General features: G+C 60.9%; 16 protein-coding genes and 1 pseudogene. 10 read left to right on the plus strand and 7 right to left on the minus strand.

The annotated features are described in order from the left end of the window. Window positions 1-129: 129 nt before the first annotated feature. The 6 genes from BS630_RS21360 to BS630_RS21385 all read left to right on the plus strand — a co-directional run bounded on the left by BS630_RS21360 (window position 130) and on the right by BS630_RS21385 (window position 6,736). On the plus strand, window positions 130-1,710 hold the full coding sequence (locus BS630_RS21360; RefSeq protein WP_077978950.1) for a peptide ABC transporter substrate-binding protein: 1,581 nt from the start codon (window positions 130-132) through the stop codon (window positions 1,708-1,710). Between the two features lie 48 nt (window positions 1,711-1,758). After that, window positions 1,759-2,682 (plus strand): ABC transporter permease subunit, encoded by a 924-nt coding sequence (locus BS630_RS21365; protein WP_017961542.1) that lies wholly within the window; start codon window positions 1,759-1,761, stop codon window positions 2,680-2,682. Then, the gene (locus tag BS630_RS21370) at window positions 2,679-3,596 is read left to right on the plus strand and encodes an ABC transporter permease (protein ID WP_077978951.1); all 918 of its coding nucleotides are present in this window, start codon (window positions 2,679-2,681) and stop codon (window positions 3,594-3,596) included. Before BS630_RS21365 ends, BS630_RS21370 begins: the two co-directional genes overlap by 4 nt. A gap of 2 nt (window positions 3,597-3,598) precedes the next feature. Continuing rightward, complete coding sequence (locus tag BS630_RS21375) at window positions 3,599-4,606, plus strand: ABC transporter ATP-binding protein (RefSeq protein ID WP_017961544.1); 1,008 nt, start codon at window positions 3,599-3,601, stop codon at window positions 4,604-4,606. Further along, window positions 4,599-5,585, plus strand: a complete 987-nt coding sequence (locus BS630_RS21380; protein WP_077978952.1) for an ABC transporter ATP-binding protein — start codon at window positions 4,599-4,601, stop codon at window positions 5,583-5,585. Before BS630_RS21375 ends, BS630_RS21380 begins: the two co-directional genes overlap by 8 nt. 230 nt (window positions 5,586-5,815) lie before the next feature. After that, window positions 5,816-6,736, plus strand: coding sequence for a sugar kinase (locus BS630_RS21385; RefSeq protein ID WP_077978953.1), 921 nt, complete (start codon window positions 5,816-5,818; stop codon window positions 6,734-6,736). A gap of 124 nt (window positions 6,737-6,860) precedes the next feature. Here BS630_RS21385 and gstI read toward each other — a convergent pair whose 3' ends face one another. Further along, the gene (gstI, locus tag BS630_RS21390) at window positions 6,861-7,052 is read right to left on the minus strand and encodes a glutamine synthetase translation inhibitor GstI (protein ID WP_077978954.1); all 192 of its coding nucleotides are present in this window, start codon (window positions 7,050-7,052) and stop codon (window positions 6,861-6,863) included. A gap of 432 nt (window positions 7,053-7,484) precedes the next feature. On the opposite strand from gstI, the gene BS630_RS21395 reads away from it, so the two are divergent. Both BS630_RS21395 and BS630_RS21400 read left to right on the plus strand, forming a co-directional pair. Further along, entirely contained in the window at window positions 7,485-8,525 is a 1,041-nt protein-coding gene (locus BS630_RS21395; RefSeq protein WP_077978955.1) for a glutamine synthetase beta-grasp domain-containing protein, read from the plus strand. 243 nt (window positions 8,526-8,768) lie between these two features. Further along, on the plus strand, window positions 8,769-9,953 hold the full coding sequence (locus tag BS630_RS21400; RefSeq protein WP_077978956.1) for a glycosyltransferase family 4 protein: 1,185 nt from the start codon (window positions 8,769-8,771) through the stop codon (window positions 9,951-9,953). A gap of 6 nt (window positions 9,954-9,959) precedes the next feature. On the opposite strand, the pseudogene BS630_RS21405 reads toward BS630_RS21400, so the two are convergent. Then, window positions 9,960-10,194: pseudogene (locus BS630_RS21405) on the minus strand (alpha/beta hydrolase fold domain-containing protein); the annotation flags it as partial. A 47-nt stretch (window positions 10,195-10,241) separates the two neighbouring features. Between BS630_RS21405 and BS630_RS21410 the strand changes: the two are divergent. Then, the gene (locus tag BS630_RS21410; RefSeq protein ID WP_077979257.1) at window positions 10,242-10,679 is read left to right on the plus strand and encodes a MarR family winged helix-turn-helix transcriptional regulator; all 438 of its coding nucleotides are present in this window, start codon (window positions 10,242-10,244) and stop codon (window positions 10,677-10,679) included. 95 nt (window positions 10,680-10,774) lie between these two features. Here BS630_RS21410 and der read toward each other — a convergent pair whose 3' ends face one another. The 3 genes from der to BS630_RS21425 form a co-directional block, all read right to left on the minus strand. Beyond that, window positions 10,775-12,196 carry a ribosome biogenesis GTPase Der gene (der, locus tag BS630_RS21415; RefSeq protein ID WP_077978957.1) on the minus strand — a complete coding sequence of 474 codons (1,422 nt, stop codon included), beginning with the start codon at window positions 12,194-12,196 and terminating at the stop codon, window positions 10,775-10,777. Between the two features lie 18 nt (window positions 12,197-12,214). After that, window positions 12,215-12,898 (minus strand): tetratricopeptide repeat protein, encoded by a 684-nt coding sequence (locus BS630_RS21420; protein WP_077978958.1) that lies wholly within the window; start codon window positions 12,896-12,898, stop codon window positions 12,215-12,217. A gap of 103 nt (window positions 12,899-13,001) precedes the next feature. After that, window positions 13,002-13,586 (minus strand): NnrU family protein, encoded by a 585-nt coding sequence (locus tag BS630_RS21425; protein ID WP_017961554.1) that lies wholly within the window; start codon window positions 13,584-13,586, stop codon window positions 13,002-13,004. A gap of 121 nt (window positions 13,587-13,707) precedes the next feature. On the opposite strand from BS630_RS21425, the gene BS630_RS21430 reads away from it, so the two are divergent. Beyond that, a complete protein-coding gene (locus tag BS630_RS21430; protein ID WP_077979258.1) occupies window positions 13,708-14,694 on the plus strand; it encodes a polysaccharide deacetylase family protein in 987 nt (328 codons plus the stop codon). A gap of 206 nt (window positions 14,695-14,900) precedes the next feature. Here the strand turns inward: BS630_RS21430 and sbmA are convergent, their stop codons facing one another. Together sbmA and BS630_RS21440 are read right to left on the minus strand one after the other, a co-directional pair. Further along, the gene (gene sbmA / locus BS630_RS21435; protein WP_077978959.1) at window positions 14,901-16,166 is read right to left on the minus strand and encodes a peptide antibiotic transporter SbmA; all 1,266 of its coding nucleotides are present in this window, start codon (window positions 16,164-16,166) and stop codon (window positions 14,901-14,903) included. A 123-nt stretch (window positions 16,167-16,289) separates the two neighbouring features. Then, window positions 16,290-17,474 (minus strand): YbfB/YjiJ family MFS transporter, encoded by a 1,185-nt coding sequence (locus BS630_RS21440; protein ID WP_077978960.1) that lies wholly within the window; start codon window positions 17,472-17,474, stop codon window positions 16,290-16,292. Window positions 17,475-17,583 lie beyond the last annotated feature (109 nt).

The raw sequence follows: 17,583 nt of genomic DNA on the forward strand, positions 1-17,583 counted from the left end.
CCACCCTCCGGATTTGGGGTTGCAACGCAAAGCCTTTGCGATAATGTGCGCGCTGACCTGCACGTAAGAGGTCAAACACCGGGAACAAATGTCTAATAAAGGCGAAAAGCCTAGAAAGGTGGACCCACCATGAACCATTTCGCGAAAAAATTTCTCGCCTCTGCAATGCTTGGCACATTGCTGGCGTTTTCGGCCCATGCGGCCACGCTCAACATTCACAATGGTGGCGACCCGCAGTCGCTCGATCCGCAGAAGCTTTCCGGCGACTGGGAGAACCGTATCGCCGGCGACATTTTCGAAGGCCTCGTCACCGAGGACGCCAAGGATAATCCGATCCCCGGCCAGGCTGAAAGCTGGACGATTTCGCCTGATGGCAAGGTCTACACCTTCAAGCTTCGCGACGGCATCAAGTGGTCCGATGGCCAGCCGGTCACGGCAGGAGACTTCGTCTTCGCCTTCCAGCGCCTCGTCGACCCGAAGAATGCCGCCGATTATGCCTATCTGCAATTCACCATCAAGAATGCGGAAAAGATCAACAAGGGTGAGATAACCGATCTCAACCAGCTCGGCGTCAAGGCGATCGACGACAAGACGCTGGAGATCACACTTGAAAACTCCACCCCCTATTTCATCAATGCGCTGATGCACTACACCGCCTACCCGCTGCCGAAGCATGTCGTCGAGGCGAAGGGTCAGGATTGGGTCAAGATCGGCAACATCGTCACCAACGGCCCCTACAAACCCGTCGAATGGGTTCCGGGCTCGCATGTCACCACGGTCAAGAACGACCAGTGGTACGACACCAAGGACCTGAAGATCGATGGCGCGAAGTTCTTCGTGCTCGAGGATCAGGAAGCCGCGCTGAAGCGCTACCGCGCAGGCGAGTTCGACATTCTCACCGACTTCCCGACCGACCAGTACGAGTGGATGAAGAAGAACCTGCCGGGCCAGGCGCATGTCGCCCCCTTCTCCGGCCTCTACTATTACGTCGTCAACTCGCAGAAGCCGCCCTTCAGCGACAAGCGCGTCCGCCAGGCTCTCTCCATGGCGATCAACCGTGAAGTGATCGGCCCACAGATCCTCGGCACCGGCGAACTGCCGGCCTATTCCTGGGTGCCGCCGGGCACGGCAAATTACGGCGAGCCGGCCTATGTCAGCTGGAAGGACCTGCCCTATAACGAGAAGGTCGCCGAAGCCAAGAAGCTTCTGACCGAAGCCGGCTTCGGCCCGGACAAGCCGCTGCACGCCGTGCTCAGCTACAACACCAACGACAACCATAAGCGCATCGCCGTCGCGATCGCCTCCATGTGGAAGCCGCTCGGCGTCAATGTCGAGCTTGTCAACGCCGAAACCAAGGTGCATTACGACCAGATGCAGCGTGGCCAGGTCGAAATCGGCCGCGCCGGCTGGCTCGCCGACTACAACGACCCGGACAACTTCCTGAACCTCCTGGTGACAGGCGTGCAGATGAACTACGGCCGCTGGTCCAATCCCGAGTACGACAAGATGATCAAGGAAGGCAACGCGGAGACGGATCTCGCCAAGCGTGCCGCGATCTTCAAAAAGGCCGAGCAGCTGGCGCTCGATGAATCCGCCGCCCTGCCGATCTATTACTACGTCTCGAAGAATGTCGTCTCGCCGAAGATCGAAGGCTTCGTCGACAATATCCAGGACATCCACCGCACCCGCTGGCTGTCGATGAAAGAGTAAGGGAAAACGGTCCTTTCCGCGCACTGCGGAAAGGACCGGCCCACGATCATGATCAAATACGCACTCCGTCGCCTCCTGTCGACGATCCCCGTTCTGTGGATCGCCGTCACAGCCTGCTTTTTTGTTTTGCGCCTTGCCCCCGGCGGCCCTTTCGATGGCGAAAGGCCATTGCCGCCGGTGATCCTGAAAAACCTTGCGGCTCACTACAACCTCGACAAGCCGCTCATCCAGCAATACCTGATCTATGTCGGTGACCTGCTCCGGGGCGATCTCGGCCCCTCCTTCGCCAGCGAAGATTTCACCGTCGCCCAGCAGATCATGATCGGTCTGCCCTACACTTTCACGATCGGCACCGCAGCCTTTCTGCTCGCCATCATCGTCGGCGTCGCCGTCGGCTGTTTTGGGGCGCTCTATCAGAACAAGACGCCGGATTACATTCTCGGCGCCCTCATCCTGATTGGCGTCGTCCTGCCGAACTTCCTGATCGCCCCCATACTGCAGCTCGTCTTCGGCATCCATCTCGCCTGGCTTCCGGTCGGCGGCTGGGGTGACGGATCGATCAAGTTCCTGATCCTGCCGATCGTCGTTCTGGCTCTGCCGCATGCAGGGCGCATTTCGCGCATCACCCGCGGCTCGATGATCGAGGTGATGAACCAGAACTTCATCCGCACCGCCAAGGCCAAGGGCATTGGCCCGCGGCTGACCGTGATGCGCCATGCGCTGAAACCCGCACTAATGCCTGTGGTCTCCTATCTCGGACCGGCGGCTAGTTACCTTCTCACCGGCTCGCTTGTTGTCGAGAGCATCTTCGGATTGCCCGGCATCGGCCGCTACTTCATCAACGCGGCGCTCAACCGCGATTACGGCATGGTTCTCGGCACGGTCATCTTCTACATGGTGCTGATCGTCGTTCTGAACCTTCTCGTCGATATCGCCTATGCGTGGCTCGATCCGAAAGTGAGAAACCGATGATCCTCAACCCCGCAAAACGCGAGCTGCTCGCCCAGGAACTTCTGGAGGCGGAGGGTCTTGCGCCCGAAAGCCGCTCGCTCACTAGGGATGCCTTGCGCCGCCTTGGGCGCAACAAGGCCGCGGTCCTGTCGATCGTCGTCCTGACGCTGCTGATCCTCGCCGCCTTCCTCGGCCCCTGGTTCATTCCCTTCAACTACGAGGATCCGGATTGGGCGGCCTTCCGCATACCGCCCTCGATCGAAACCGGCCACTATTTCGGCACCGACCCGAACGGCCGCGACCTTCTCGCTCGCGTCCTTTACGGCACCCGCGTCTCGCTTGCCGTGGCGTTGACGGCGACCGTCGTCTCCGTCTTCATCGGCGTGCTTTACGGCGCGGTCTCGGGCTATATCGGCGGCAGGCTGGATGCGATCATGATGCGCTTCGTCGATATCATGTACGCGCTTCCCTATATCCTCTTCGTCATCCTGCTGATGGTGATCTTCGGTCGCAACGTCTATCTGCTCTTTGCCGCCATCGGCGCGCTGGAATGGCTGACCATGGCCCGCATCGTGCGCGGCCAGACGCTGTCGATCAAGCATCGCGAATTCATCGAAGCGGCCCGCGCATCCGGGCAGCGGCCGTTCAAGATCATCATCAAACACATCATCCCGAACCTCGTCGGACCGGTGGTCATCTTCGCAGCCTTGACGGTGCCTGAAATCATCGCCACCGAAAGCTTCCTTTCCTATCTCGGCTTCGGCGTGCAGGAACCGCTGACCTCGCTCGGCACACTGATCGCCGAGGGAACCGATGCCATGGAAAGCATGCCGTGGCTGCTGGTCTCCCCGGCAAGCTTCCTCGTCGCCCTGCTGCTCAGCCTGCTCTTCATCGGCGACGGCCTGCGCGACGCGTTCGACCCGAAGGATCGCTAAGAATGTCCCAGGAAACACAAAAAGACACCCTTCTCGAACTCAAAGACTACTCGATCACCTTCAAGACACCGGATGGAGAGGTGAAGGCGGTCTCGAACATGAACCTGACGGTCAAGCGCGGCGAGCGCATCGCTATCGTCGGCGAGTCCGGTTCCGGCAAGAGCCAGACCTTCCTCGGCATCATGGGGCTGCTCGCCAAGAACGGCAAAACGACGGGACAGGCGCTGCTCGAAGGCAAGGACGTGCTGGCGCTGAAACCGCGCGAACTCGACCAGATCCGCGGCAAGGACATGGCCATGGTCTTCCAGGATCCGATGACAGCCCTCAATCCATCGCTGAAGATTTCCCGGCAGTTGACGGAACAGCTCGAGGTGCACGGCGGGCTGACGGCGCGCGCCGCATCCACTGCTGCCCTCGACATGCTGAAACGCGTCGGCATCCCCGACCCGACACGGCGCTTTCATCTCTATCCGCACGAGCTCTCCGGCGGCATGCGCCAGCGCATCGTCATCGCCATGGCGCTGCTCACCCGGCCGAAGCTGTTGATCGCCGACGAGCCGACGACGGCGCTCGACGTCACCATCCAGGCGCAGATCCTCGATCTTTTCAACGATCTGACGGCAGAGATGAACACAGCGCTTATCATGATCACCCACGATCTCGGCGTCGTCGCCGGCCTCGCCGATCGCGTCGCCGTCATGTATGCCGGCCGCATCGTCGAGGAAGCGCCCGTCGACGAGCTCTTCGACAATCCGGCGCATCCCTATACGGCGGCGCTGCATGCCTCGATCCCGCGCCCGGACCAGGATGTCGACGACCTCGTCGTCATTCCGGGCCGCCCGCCGAACCTGCAGCACCTGCCGAAGGGCTGCAATTTCTCGCCGCGCTGTTCCCAGGTCCAGGACGACTGCATCGACCGCCCGCCGCTGCTCGAAACGCTGGCGCCGCATCACTGCGCCGCCTGCTACCACCCCTTCCCGCGTCGCGAGGAGCTGCTGAACCATGGCTGAACGATCGCTTCTAAGGGTCGAGAACCTGACGACCCAATTCGAACTGCCGGCGAAAGGCCTCTTCAAGCCGCCGATTTTTCTCACCGCCGTCAACAATGTCAGCTTCGACCTCAGTGAAGGCCGCACGCTCGGCATTGTCGGTGAATCCGGCTGCGGCAAGTCCACACTTGGGCGTTCCATCCTACGGCTGTTGAAATCGCAGAAGGGCCGTATCCTCTGGCAGGGCCGCAACCTGCTCGACCTGTCGGACGAGGAAATGCGGGCCGCCCGCCGCGACATGCAGATCATCTTCCAGGATCCGATCGCCTCGCTCGACCCGCGCATGACGGTCGGCGACATCATCGCCGAGCCGCTCACCGTCTTCGAGCCGAAGCTATCAAGAGCCGAGCGCACCGAACGCGTCCGCGAGATCATGACCGCCGTCGGACTGGTGCCGGAGATGATCAACCGCTATCCGCACGAATTCTCCGGCGGCCAGGCGCAACGCATCGGCATCGCCCGCGCGGTCGTTACCAAACCGAAGCTCATCATCTGCGATGAGCCGGTTTCGGCCCTCGACGTCTCAATCCAGGGCCAGGTCATCACGCTTCTGCGCAAGCTCCGCAAGGAATTCGGCCTGACGCTGATCTTCATCAGCCACGACCTCTCCGTCGTGCGGCTGATCTCCGACGATGTGCTGGTGCTCTATCTCGGCAGGGTGGTGGAAGCAGGCAGTTGTGCCACCGTCTTCGATCATCCCGCTCATCCCTATACGCAGGCGCTCTTTTCCGCCGCGCCGATCCCGGATCCGAAGCTTGCGCGCCTGCGCACCCGCATCCGTCTGCAGGGTGACCCGCCTTCGCCGCTTAACCCGCCGAAAGGCTGCGTCTTCTCACCGCGCTGCTGGAAGGCGACTGACATCTGTCGCACCGAAATGCCGCCGACCGAGGAGGTCCGCCCCGGCCAGAAGGCCGCCTGTTATCACATGGACAGGCCATGAGCAGAACGAGGGCCGCGCAAGCGGCCTTCATCTCGCCCATGAAAGTGAGGGTTCCATCTTCCTTATTATCGGCGCTTGCCACCTTCATGCTCTCCGCGTATCAGCGAATGAGGACCAGCGCCTAACCCCGAAAATCGGAATCGATTTTCGGGGTTAGGCGCCAATTCAAAGTGATAGAGCGTCCTTAGCGCGTCCTTGGACGCGCGGCGCTCTAGTGCCGGGAGGACAAGGTGAGCAGACGGTTTCTATCGATTGGTGAATGCATGGTGGAACTCTCGCAGGCAGGCGATGGTCTGCTGCGCAAGGGCTTTGCCGGCGATACCTTCAACACCGCCTGGTACGCCCGTGCCTGCCTTGCCGCCGACTGGTCGGTCGACTACTTCACCGCCCTCGGTGACGACGCCATGTCGGATGAGATGCTAGCCTTCATCGACAAGGCGGGCATCGGCACCAGCCTCATCCGCCGCATCAGGGGCAGGACGCCCGGCCTCTACATGATCAACCTGAAGAATGGCGAACGCTCCTTCAGCTACTGGCGCGACAGCGCCGCCGCCCGCAGCCTGGCAGCCGATCCCGACCGCCTGCGCGAGGCGGTGGAGAGCGCTGACGTCGTCTATTTCTCCGGTATCACCCTTGCCATCCTGCCGCATGAGGATGCCGAGACCTTGCTTGCCGAAGTCCGTCGCGCCAAGGCCGCCGGCAAGCTCGTCGTCTTCGATCCGAACATCCGCCCGCGGCTCTGGTCCAGCTACGACGTCATGCACACGACGATCAGCGAAGGCGCTCGCTCCTCCGTGCTTGTCATGCCGAGCTTCGACGACGAGGCGGCCCATTTCGGCGATGATTCCATCGAGGCAACGATCCACCGCTATCGCGCACTCGGCGCCATTCATATCGTCGTCAAGAACGGCTCTGACGGTGTCACGCTGAATTTTGCCGGCGAGCAAACCTTCGTTCCGGCTGAAAAAGTGGAGAAGGTGATCGACACGACCAGCGCCGGCGACAGCTTTAATGGCGCCTTTCTCGCACGATATCTCGAAGCTGGCGATGCACCAGCCGCCGCCCGCTTCGCAACAAAGGTCGCTGCCCGCGTCGTCAGCGAACATGGTGCGTTGGTCCCAAGGGAAAAGCTTGGATTGGATGGCGGCTAGAGCGGCGCGATCTTTCAGATTCGCTTAGCGAGACATGCCTTTAGGCCGCACATGCTGACGCAGTATGAACGCCATGTGCGAGCGCTCCCCGCTTTCGGCATCGGTTGCCCGCTGCCAGGGGAAATCAGGACTTCGTCGGCCGATCGGAATCGCGAACTGCCTCGTCATGGTACCAGCAGCTGTCGAGCGCAGCATCGCAGACGTCTGCGGCCTCGCGCTCCATCAGCCTGGCGCGTTCGAACCGGTTGGCGTTTCGAATCGCCTTAACGGGAAACTGGTAGATCGTTGCGGATTCACGATGGAAATCGGTGGGCATGAGATCGCCTCCATTCAGTTCGGCGCATCAACATTTCAGGACCATCTACATAGCATAATGCACATAGTTTATGCAAATTGCATAAAATAAGGGCAATGTTGCAATTGTAATCGGTCGGCATGCTGTCTCGGCTAAAAGCTTCCGATAATTTGTTTAACACTTCATCATTTCAGCCTAACGCCGCAATTTTCATCCGGTTCCACATGGAAAAAGTGCGATTTGATGGGCGATACCGCCAGTGAGCGTTAAAAACAGCCCGATTTTCCAAAACGGAAAAAATCGGACGACACGCTGGTTCGCGATTTTTCTTTCGCGTGGCGCCAAAACTGGCACGCTACGTGCTTTTAAAGCGTCATCCCTGGCGGTCGGATGCGCTCGCGCGCCGAGATCACCTCCGGATTTGCTCACCTTCGTAGCATTGAGAGAGTCGCGATGACAAAATTTAAGCTCGAGTACATTTGGCTCGATGGGTACACACCAGTACCGAACCTGCGTGGCAAGACGCAGATCAAGGAATTCGATGAATTCCCGACGCTGGAACAGCTTCCGCTGTGGGGCTTCGACGGTTCGTCGACCATGCAGGCCGAGGGCCGCAGCTCTGACTGCGTGCTGAAGCCCGTCGCCATTTATCCCGATCCGGCCCGCACCAACGGCGCTCTCGTCATGTGCGAAGTCATGATGCCGGATGGCGTCACGCCGCATTCGAGCAACGCTCGTGCAACCATCCTCGACGACGAAGATGCCTGGTTCGGCTTCGAGCAGGAATATTTCTTCTACCAGAACGGCCGTCCGCTCGGCTTCCCTGAGCAGGGCTACCCCGCTCCGCAGGGCCCCTACTACACCGGCGTCGGCTATTCGAACGTCGGCGACGTTGCCCGCGAAATCGTCGAAGAGCATCTCGACCTTTGCCTCGCTGCCGGCATTAACCACGAAGGCATCAATGCCGAAGTGGCCAAGGGCCAGTGGGAGTTCCAGATTTTCGGCAAGGGCTCCAAGAAGGCCGCCGACCAGATCTGGATGGCACGCTACCTCCTGCAGCGCCTGACCGAAAAGTACGGCATCGACATCGAGTATCACTGCAAGCCGCTCGGCGACACCGACTGGAACGGCTCGGGCATGCATTGCAACTTCTCGACCAAGTACATGCGCGAAGTCGGCGGCAAGGCCTATTTCGAAGCGCTGATGGCGCAGTTCGAAAAGAACCTGATGGACCACATCAACGTCTACGGTCCTGACAACGACAAGCGCCTGACCGGCAAGCACGAGACGGCTCCGTGGAACAAGTTCTCCTACGGCGTTGCCGACCGTGGTGCCTCGATCCGCGTGCCGCACTCGTTCGTGAAAAACGACTACAAGGGCTATCTGGAAGATCGCCGCCCGAACTCGCAGGGCTGCCCCTACCAGATCGCTTCGCAGGTTCTGAAGACGATCTCGGAAGTTCCGACCGCAAGCTCGGCTTCCGCTGCAGCTTGACCTCCCAGGCGGCGCCGGTCCACGACCGGCGCCGTGACTTTCTTCTTTTCGAATGAACCGCCGCCAGCCGCCGACATAATCGGGGCGGTCAGGCCGGCGAAAGCCCTGCAATCCTTGCAATATGGGCTGTAATATTTCCATCATGGTCATGCCTCAAAATATAGAAGCGGGAATCGCCGTTCCGGAACCCCGCTGAGGGGTTGAGCGTTGGCATATCACTGCGACGCGGATGGAAATCGTGACATGCTGCAACGTCCGGCAAACACTTATAGCGGCGAGAGCTGGGCCAATGCCGCAGCCGCCGGAAACCTGCCTGAGAGGCTAGTGATCGTCACCGATGCCTGGCACCCGCAGGTCAACGGCGTCGTGCGCTCGATCGAGAACACCAACCGCGAACTGGCGAAGATGGGCGTCGAGGTTTCGATGGTGACGCCGGAGCGCTTCAACAGCATCCCCTGCCCGACCTATCCCGAGATCCGCCTGTCGATCGCCAATTACCGCCGCATCGCCCGCGAGATCGAAAAGCACAATCCCTCCTACGTGCATATCGCCACCGAAGGCCCGTTGGGGCTGACCGCCCGCCGCTGGTGCCTGCGCAAGCGCATGCCCTTCTCGACCAGCTATCACACCCGTTTTCCGGAGTATGTTTCCGCCCGCTTGCCCATCCCGCAGAGCTGGCTCTACGCCTTCGTGCGCTGGTTCCACAATGGCGGCGCCGGCTGTATGGTGGCGACACCGAGCCTTGCCCGCGAGCTATCGGCGCGCGGCATCAAGAATCTGATGCCCTGGACCCGCGGCATTGATGCCACGCAGTTCCACCCCATGCCGCTTGAAGACGAGCCCTTCGGCCTCCCTCGTCCGATCTTCATGACGGTCGGTCGCGTGGCGTTGGAAAAGAACTTGCCGGCCTTTCTCGATCTCGACCTACCCGGTTCGAAGGTCGTCGTCGGCGACGGCCCGGCGCGCGCCGAGCTTGAAAAGCAATATCCCGACGTCTTCTTCACCGGCGTGCAGTTCGGCGAGGATCTGGCGAAAACCTATGCTCAGGCCGACGTCTTCGTCTTTCCCTCGCTCACCGACACCTTCGGCAACACCATCCTCGAAGCGCTGGCATCAGGCGTGCCGGTCGCAGCCTATCCGGTCACCGGCCCGCTCGACATCATCGGCGAGGATAGCGAAGTCGGGGCGCTCGACCAGAATCTGCAGGCCGCATGCCTTGCCGCCCTTTCCGCCTCCCGAGACAAGGCGCGCGAGCTCGCCATGCAATATTCCTGGGAAGCGGCGACGCTGCAGTTCATCAACAATATTCGCGCCGCCAACGGCGTCATCACACCGAAATGGAAGAGGGCCTGGCAATTTGCCACCAAGTCGCTTCCAAGAAGCAGAAAGCCCGGCGAAACCGCCGGGCCTGTCCCATCCGCAGACTGATTGGTTTTACTTGTGAAGAGCGCTGCGAAGCGTCTCATTGGCGACCGCAATCGCGCTGCGCGTGGCAGGCGTTTCGGCAATGGCGTTCAGCAGCACGAAATCGTGGATCGTGCCATTGTAGCGCATTGACGTGACGCGGACACCGGCCTGGGCTGAGCTTGCGGGCATAGGCCTCGCCTTCGTCACGCAGCACGTCGTTCTCGTCGACGATGACCAGCGCCGGCGCCGACGGCGGAAGCTGCCAGGAGTGCTGCTGCGGAAACTGCGGTCTTGATGGTCGACATTGTCTTGCAGGACCAGCTGAAGCTCGACAATTTCATCTGCTTCGCCGTCTATACGGTAAGGCACGCGTTAAATCGCGTCTACAAGCCGCTTCTCGACACGCTCGGCCTCACTTATCCGCAATATCTCGCCATGGTCGCGCTGTGGGAGCGGGATGGCCAGACCGTCGGCGGCCTCGGCGAAAAGCTCTTCCTGGAATCGAGCACGCTGATCCCCTTGCTCAAACGCCTGGAAACCGCCGGTTATGTCAGCCGCGAACGCAGCAAGGACGACGAACGTGTCGTGGTGCTTCGGCTGACGGACGAAGGCAAGCGCCTCAAGGAAAAGGCGATCGGCATCCCCGGCTGCATCGCCGCCGCCAGTGGTCGCGACGCAGTCGACCTCACCCGCCTCCAGGCGGAAATAGTGGCGCTGCGTGAGGCGCTGAACCGAAGCGTGGCTTAGATTGCCGGATAGCTATCACAGTGCCAGTGATACTGCCGGGCAGAGGGGTGACCGCACGACGTGCGTCAGAACTCTCCAATCACAGTAAGCCCAACCTACGTCCGCCTCTTCTTGCCTTCGAACGGATTGTCAGGCGAGCGGAAATGGATGCGGATCGGCACGCTCGGCATGTCGAAATCCGCGCGCAAGCCATTGATCAGATAGCGCGTATAGGATTCCGGCAGCGCATCCGACCGGGTGCAGGAGATCATGAAGGCCGGCGGGCGGGCCTTGACCTGCGTCATGTATTTCAGCTTGATGCGGCGGCCGGAAACGGCCGGTGGCGGATGCTGGATCTGCTGCGTCTCCAGCCAGCGGTTGAGCCGCGCCGTCGAAATGCGCTTGTTCCAGACCTTGTCGGTATCGATGATCGCCTGCATCAGCTTGTCGAGCCCCCAGCCGGTCTGGCCGGAGATCGGCACGGCGCGGATGCCGCGCGCCTGCGGCAGCAGCCGGTCAGTCTTTTCGCGCAGATCCGCAAGCACCGCCTGCCGATCTTCGATCATGTCCCACTTGTTGAAGGCGAGCACGGCGGCGCGGCCCTCGCGCAGCACGAGGTCGACGATCTGCAGGTCCTGCTTCTCGAAGGGGATCGTGGCATCGAACACGATGACGACGGTTTCGGCGAAGCGGATGGCGCGCAATGCGTCGGCAACCGAAAGCTTCTCCAGCTTCTCGATCACCCGTGCCTTGCGGCGCATGCCGGCCGTGTCGAACATCTTGATGATGCGGCCGCGCCAGTCCCATTCGACCGAGATGGAATCGCGAGTGATACCCGCTTCCGGTCCCGTCAGCAGCCGATCCTCGCCGAGGAAGCGGTTAATCAGCGTCGACTTGCCGGCATTCGGCCGCCCGACGATCGCCACGCGCAACGGCTTCGTATCATCATAGGTCGGCTCTTCGTCCTCGTCGCCCTCGTCTGATGATTGCGGAATGTCGACGTCGGTAACCGCCACATCCTCTTTCTCGGGATAGGCACGGTCCTCGCCGATCGCCGCGACGATCGCATCGCGCAGGTCGAGCATGCCCTGCCCATGCTCTGCCGAAATCGGCGTCGGCTCGCCGAGCCCGAGCGTATAGGCGTCGTAGAAACCGCTGTCGGAACCGCGCGCTTCGGATTTGTTGGCGACGAGCACCACCGGCTTGCCACGCCGGCGCAGCATTTCGGCAAGGTCGGTATCGACGGGCGTCAATCCGCTCTTGGCGTCGACGACGAAAAGCGAAAGATCCGCCTCGTCGATCGCCGCTTCGGTCTGCGCCCGCATCCGGCCCTGCAGGCTTTCCGCGTCGGCCTCTTCCAGACCAGCCGTGTCGATGATCGTGAAGGTCAAGCCCATCAGCCGCGCATCGCCCGGCCGGCGGTCGCGGGTAACACCCGGCGTGTCATCGACAAGCGCCAGCTTCTTGCCTACCAGCCGGTTGAAAAGTGTCGACTTGCCGACATTCGGACGACCGACGATCGCGACCGTGAAACTCATATCTTGTCCTTAACGCGATCAGCCCTGAGCGGCGGGCGCCTTGCCGGATGCGGTAATCAGATCAAGCATCATATGGGCGCGATTGGCAACATTGCGTGGGCTGTCGGCATCGTCGACGATCGACTGGAACCACTGCCGCGCCTGCGCCATGTTGCCGGCTTTGTAAGCGGCAAGGCCGAGTGCCTCGCGCGCCGAATGACGGAAGGCGTTGCCCGGAACGGCCATTTCCTCGATCGCCGCCGAAACCTGTTCGTAAGTGCCGTTCTCGATGAGCAGCCAGCCGGCGCGCATCTTGGCGGCATCGCGCACGGCAGCCGGAATGGCATTGTCCTTGCCGATCTCGTTGAAGGCGGCGATTGCCGCGGCGGTATCACCCTTCTGCACCTGAACGGTCGCGGCCCGCATGCGCGCCAGCACCGGGTAGGCACCATGGCCTTCCTTCTCAAGCTTGTCGAGCGCGGCCAGCGCCTCGTCGTTCTTGTTCTCGTCGGCTAGCTTCATTGCCGCCAGAAACTGGTCGCCGGTGCCGGAGGAGCGGTTGTCGTCCCAATAGTCGTAGAGAACCTTGCCGGCGGTACCGACGACGATCAGGATGGCGACGACGACGATATAGCGGCCGAACCGGCGCCAGACGCCCTTCATCTGGTCAGACCGCAATTCCTCATTGACTTCACGGATGAAGCTGTCGTCGTTGAATGCCATTCTCGTCTCCGGCCGCGGAAATACCCATACACCATGCAAAACGCATATTGTCGGGCCTTCTACTCCATTTTGCAGCCGTTGTAAGGGGGATGTGAAAGATTCGTCAGATGACGAGCGGCGAAACGCCGATCAACCATTCGTGCAGCTTCCAGATGATCAGCGCCCAGACGACGATGCCGATGATGATGGCATAGAGGTCGTACTTGGCCGAGACGAACGGTCGGAGCGTGATCTCGCCCGCCCGCTGCCGCCGCTTCAAGGAAATGCGCAGGATAACGCCCCAGGCGAGAAAGGCGGCAAACAGCAGAACCGACGACGTCTCGCCATTGGCGAGCAGGTGCGCCAGTGCCCAGATCTTCACCGACAGCACCATCGGATGTTTTGTCTTGGTCGCGATATGCCCCGCCGGCAGCAGCGAGGCGACGAGACAGATCATCGCGATCAGCATCAGCGTGATTGCGATATGCGCCATCCAGACCGGTGGATTGTAAAGCGTTCCGGTCACCTGCCGCGCCTGCCCAAAGCCGTAGATCAATAGGATCAGTGTGGCTATGCTGGCAATCGAATAGGCCGCCCGCCAGCCCTTCTCGCCGAGGCTTGCGATCATCGAACGGCGAAAGTCCGGCACCAGCACCCGCACCAGATGCACCCCGAGGAAAAGTATGATGCCGACGATAAGCAATGTCATTGCGGATCCCTTCCGTGCCGTTTGTCATGGCTTACCGGCTGGCGCGAAAAAATGCCAGCGCGACCGCAGCTTCGCCGCAATTCTATCGGAGGGAAACCGCGAACAAATTGTCGCGGTGCCCATGTCTCGTTCCCTCCTCTCCGCCTGCCTTTCTGTTTCGCTCCTCGTTCCGGCAATTGCAGAGGCGGCCGACCGGCCGAAACAGCTCGTCATCATTTCCTTCGACGGCGCCCACGACAACGCGCTGTGGCTGAAGAGCCGCGAGATGGCAGCGAAAAACGGCGCCCATTTCACCTATTTCCTCTCCTGCACTTTCCTGATGAACGAGGCGGCGAAAAAGGCCTATCAGGCGCCGCACCAAAAACGCGGAAAATCCAATGTCGGCTTCGCCCAGAGCGACGACGAGATCCGCGAGCGCCTCGGCAATATCTGGCACGCCCATCTCGAAGGACATGACATATCGAGCCATGCCTGCGGCCACTTCGACGGCCGCCTCTGGAGCGAGGCCGACTGGTCGGCCGAGTACGCCACCTTTCATGCGACATTGAAAAACGCCTGGAAGAGCGTCGATCTCAAGGCACCGGCCGGCTGGCAGGATCTGGTCGATCACGGCATTAAGGGCTTTCGCGCGCCCTACCTCTCCGCGACGGCTGGCGCCGATATGATCACCGCCGAAAAGAAGGCGGGCTTCACCTATGATGCGAGCCTCGTCACCAAGGGACCGGCAATGCCTGTCGAGGAAGACGGCATCATCCGCTTCGGCCTGCCGCTGATCCCCGAAGGCCCGAATGACAAGCCGATCATCGGCATGGACTACAATCTCTTCGTCCGCCATTCCAAGGGTGAGGAGGATACGGCCGATTCCGCGGAATTCGAGGAGCGCGCCTATGCCGCCTTCAAGGAGGCTTTCGACAAGCAATATGCCGGCGCCCGCATCCCGCTGCAGCTCGGCTTCCACTTCGTCGAAATGAACGGCGGCGCCTACTGGCGCGCCCTCGACCGACTGGTCAGCGACGTCTGCAACCGGGTTGACGTCGCCTGCGTCAGCTATTCGGAAGCGATCCCGATGATCGAGGCGCGCGGGAAATTGCAGACGTCGGGTCTCTGAAGAGCCAATTATCTGGACGAACCGACGTGCCGTGCGGCCCCCTCATCCGCCTGCCGGCACCTTCTCCCCGCTGGGGAGAAGAGATTCGTTGCGACGCTGCGATTCCCCCTTCTACCCGGCGGGGAGAAGGTGCCCGATGGGGCGGATGAGGGGCCCCCCAAAGCGCAAACGTTCCGATTGCTCGCATATCCCCTACCCCTCAGCCATCAACCGTCAGCGTGCACGACGCCCGTCTCACGCTCCAGGTAGCGCTGGTCAATCTCCGGCAACGGCTCGTCGTCGATTGCCGCCTCGAAGGCCTTGAGGCGTTTGTGGATCGAGAGCAGTTCGATGATCGTCGTCCAGGAGTTGACGAGATATTGGAACGAATTGCTGACCTGTCCGAAGGCGGTCGAGATCTGCTGGAAGATACCATAGGTGATCGTGCCCGCCACGATCGTCGGCACCAGCATGAAGACCACGAAGAGCGCGTCGGCCTGGATATAGAAATAACGGGCGACATTGAAATACATGTAGTGGAAATACATGCGGTAATAGTTCCGGCGAACATTGCCGAAGAGCTCTCTGACGGTCAGCGGCTCAGCCCGTTCCGCATGGTCCTCGCCATAGACCAGCTCCTTGCGATATGCCGCTTCGACGCGCTGGTTGCGAAAATTCAGCCCCGGCAGCTTGACGCCGGCGATCGCCAGCAGGAGCGTCCCGAACGCCGACCAGAACAGCGCCAGCCAGAAGAGCGAATTCGCCACCGGCCCGATGAACGGCAGTTCGGTCACGTAATGCGACAGCGCCAGAAGGATTGGGAGGAATACCACGAGCGTCATCACCGAGTTGATGAGGCTGATACCAAGACCTTCGAGCGTGCTCGAAAAGCGCATCGTATCTTCCTGAACACGCTGGGAGGCACCTTCGATGTGACGAAGCTTTTCCCACTTCGACATATAGAAATTGTTCATCGCCGTTCGCCAGCGGAAGATGTAATGGCTGGTGAAGAAGTCAGTCATGATCGATACGAACATGCTGAGGAATGCGATCTGGCAGAAGACCCACATCAGGCTGTAAAAATTGTCGACGGAAATGCCTGGCTGTTTGGACAATGCGTTCTGCAGGAGGTCGCCAAAGGGCCGGCGCCAGTTGTTGATCACAACGCTGATCTGGACGCCGAAGTAGGTCACGAAGATGATCAGTGCCGAACCCCAGATCGACCAAATCTTCCAGGGGTGGTTCCGCGCCTTCAGATGCCATGCGCCGCAGAAGATCACCGCCGACAGAAGGAAATAGCCGTAGAACCAGACATTTTCGGGCAGCAGGAAGAAGGAGAGATCGATCGGCTGCTGCTCTTCAGGAACTGATGCAAAACCGAGAGAAGCACCAAGACCAGCGGCGAAGAAATACCAGCCAAAAATCGCAGCCAGCGTCCAGATTACGAGCGAAGTAAAGAACGCTTTTGGCTGAGGGAAGAAGGAATGAAACACGGGGAGCTTGCTTTCCTGAACTGTGAGTCTCGGGAGTTCGTCGAACACTGATTGTGCCGGAAACTAAGGCAGTTCGAAGGACGCAGCAATGGGTTCAGCCGATTGTTACGGAGTTGTAACCGGTTAAGCAATTTTCTTGATCACCGGCATCACCAGCGCTGCGCAGGCGACAAGTGCCACGGCGGCGATCATCGTGGGCACGGTGAAGCTGCCCGTGCGCTCAGCGATCCAGCCGGCAACAACAGGCCCGACGATCTGGCCGACACCGAAGGCGGCCGTCATCATCGCCAGGATCCGCCGCGGACTGTCAGGCGAAAGCTTGCGGCCGATCTGCAGCCCAAAAGCAGTAATCGCCAGGAACGTCGCCCCGAACAGCGCCCCGCCGATCAGCGGTGCGGCAGAAGGCGGTAGCGCCACCGTCGCAAGCACCCCGGCGGCCTCGACCAGAAGGGCTGCGACGTAGACGCCCCCAAGCCCGAGCGGCTTGACCAGCGGCTTCCAGGCAAACAGCGCCACCGCAGCCGTCAGGCCGGCGATGAACCAGCAGAGGAATTCGACGAAGGGTCCCGTTGCAGAAAGACGTGCGATGGTCACGAGGAAGGTCGCGGTGATGACGTAGCCGAAGCCGAACAGGCCGTAGGACAGCGTCAGCAGCACCATCGGCCGGTTCCAGACCAGCGCCGGCTCCTTGCCCGTCTGCGCCGATTGCGCCGGCGCCGACGGCAATAGCAGGAAGACGACGACGAGGCTTGCCGCGCAGTAGAGCGCCCCGCCAATCCAGTCGGCGCGCCAACCGCCCGGCCCGTCGTGAAAGGCAAGTCCGATCAGCAGCACCATGACCGAAGAAAGCGCAATACCTGCCCCCGGCCCGCCGAAATGTGCCGCCTGCACATGGTCGTTGCCGGCAGCAGCCCCGTGGCTGAGCACGATCGACGAGGTGAAGACCATCGCAAAAGCGCTGGCGATGCCGGCCAGGAAGCGAATGATGGCAAAGACGGCGACAGAATCGGTGGCGGCCATGGCGGCAAGCAGTATCGCGGTTGCCAGCAGCGACAGCAGCGCCACCAGCCGTTCACGTCCGGTCGCCCAGCCATAGGCGGCAAGCACAGCACCGACGAGATAACCGACAAAATTCGCCGATGCGATGAAGCCGGCATCTGCCGCCGAAAGCGGCACACCGGTGATCATACCGGGCAGGATCGGCGTGTAGGAGAAGCGCCCGAAGCCCATGGCAGCAGCCATGGCAACGGCACCGGCAGCGGCGGTGGAGACGAGGTTCGGTGGGGAGTTTCGGGTGCGGGCGAGCATGCCCGTGTTTATCGCGCTGCAGCACCGGCATCACAATCAAGTAATTCTGATCGATCGATCAATTTCCCGAAACGTCGGAAAATTTCTCCCCTCTTAAAAAGAATTATCT

This window comes from Rhizobium laguerreae, from assembly GCF_002008165.1.
Classification (GTDB): Bacteria; Pseudomonadota; Alphaproteobacteria; order Rhizobiales; family Rhizobiaceae; genus Rhizobium; species Rhizobium laguerreae.

Excerpts from the sequence above, each read along its gene's own strand:
- der (WP_077978957.1), bottom strand. The coding sequence starts at position 12,196 with ATGAGTTTCACGGTCGCGATCGTCGGTCGTCCGAATGTCGGCAAGTCG.
- BS630_RS21430 (WP_077979258.1), top strand. The coding sequence starts at position 13,708 with ATGTCTCGTTCCCTCCTCTCCGCCTGCCTTTCTGTTTCGCTCCTCGTT.
- BS630_RS21400 (WP_077978956.1), top strand. The coding sequence starts at position 8,769 with ATGCTGCAACGTCCGGCAAACACTTATAGCGGCGAGAGCTGGGCCAAT.
- BS630_RS21370 (WP_077978951.1), top strand. The coding sequence starts at position 2,679 with ATGATCCTCAACCCCGCAAAACGCGAGCTGCTCGCCCAGGAACTTCTG.
- BS630_RS21395 (WP_077978955.1), top strand. The coding sequence starts at position 7,485 with ATGACAAAATTTAAGCTCGAGTACATTTGGCTCGATGGGTACACACCA.
- gstI (WP_077978954.1), bottom strand. The coding sequence starts at position 7,052 with ATGCCCACCGATTTCCATCGTGAATCCGCAACGATCTACCAGTTTCCC.
- BS630_RS21420 (WP_077978958.1), bottom strand. The coding sequence starts at position 12,898 with ATGGCATTCAACGACGACAGCTTCATCCGTGAAGTCAATGAGGAATTG.
- BS630_RS21380 (WP_077978952.1), top strand. The coding sequence starts at position 4,599 with ATGGCTGAACGATCGCTTCTAAGGGTCGAGAACCTGACGACCCAATTC.
- BS630_RS21425 (WP_017961554.1), bottom strand. The coding sequence starts at position 13,586 with ATGACATTGCTTATCGTCGGCATCATACTTTTCCTCGGGGTGCATCTG.
- BS630_RS21375 (WP_017961544.1), top strand. The coding sequence starts at position 3,599 with ATGTCCCAGGAAACACAAAAAGACACCCTTCTCGAACTCAAAGACTAC.
- BS630_RS21440 (WP_077978960.1), bottom strand. The coding sequence starts at position 17,474 with ATGCTCGCCCGCACCCGAAACTCCCCACCGAACCTCGTCTCCACCGCC.
- BS630_RS21365 (WP_017961542.1), top strand. The coding sequence starts at position 1,759 with ATGATCAAATACGCACTCCGTCGCCTCCTGTCGACGATCCCCGTTCTG.
- BS630_RS21360 (WP_077978950.1), top strand. The coding sequence starts at position 130 with ATGAACCATTTCGCGAAAAAATTTCTCGCCTCTGCAATGCTTGGCACA.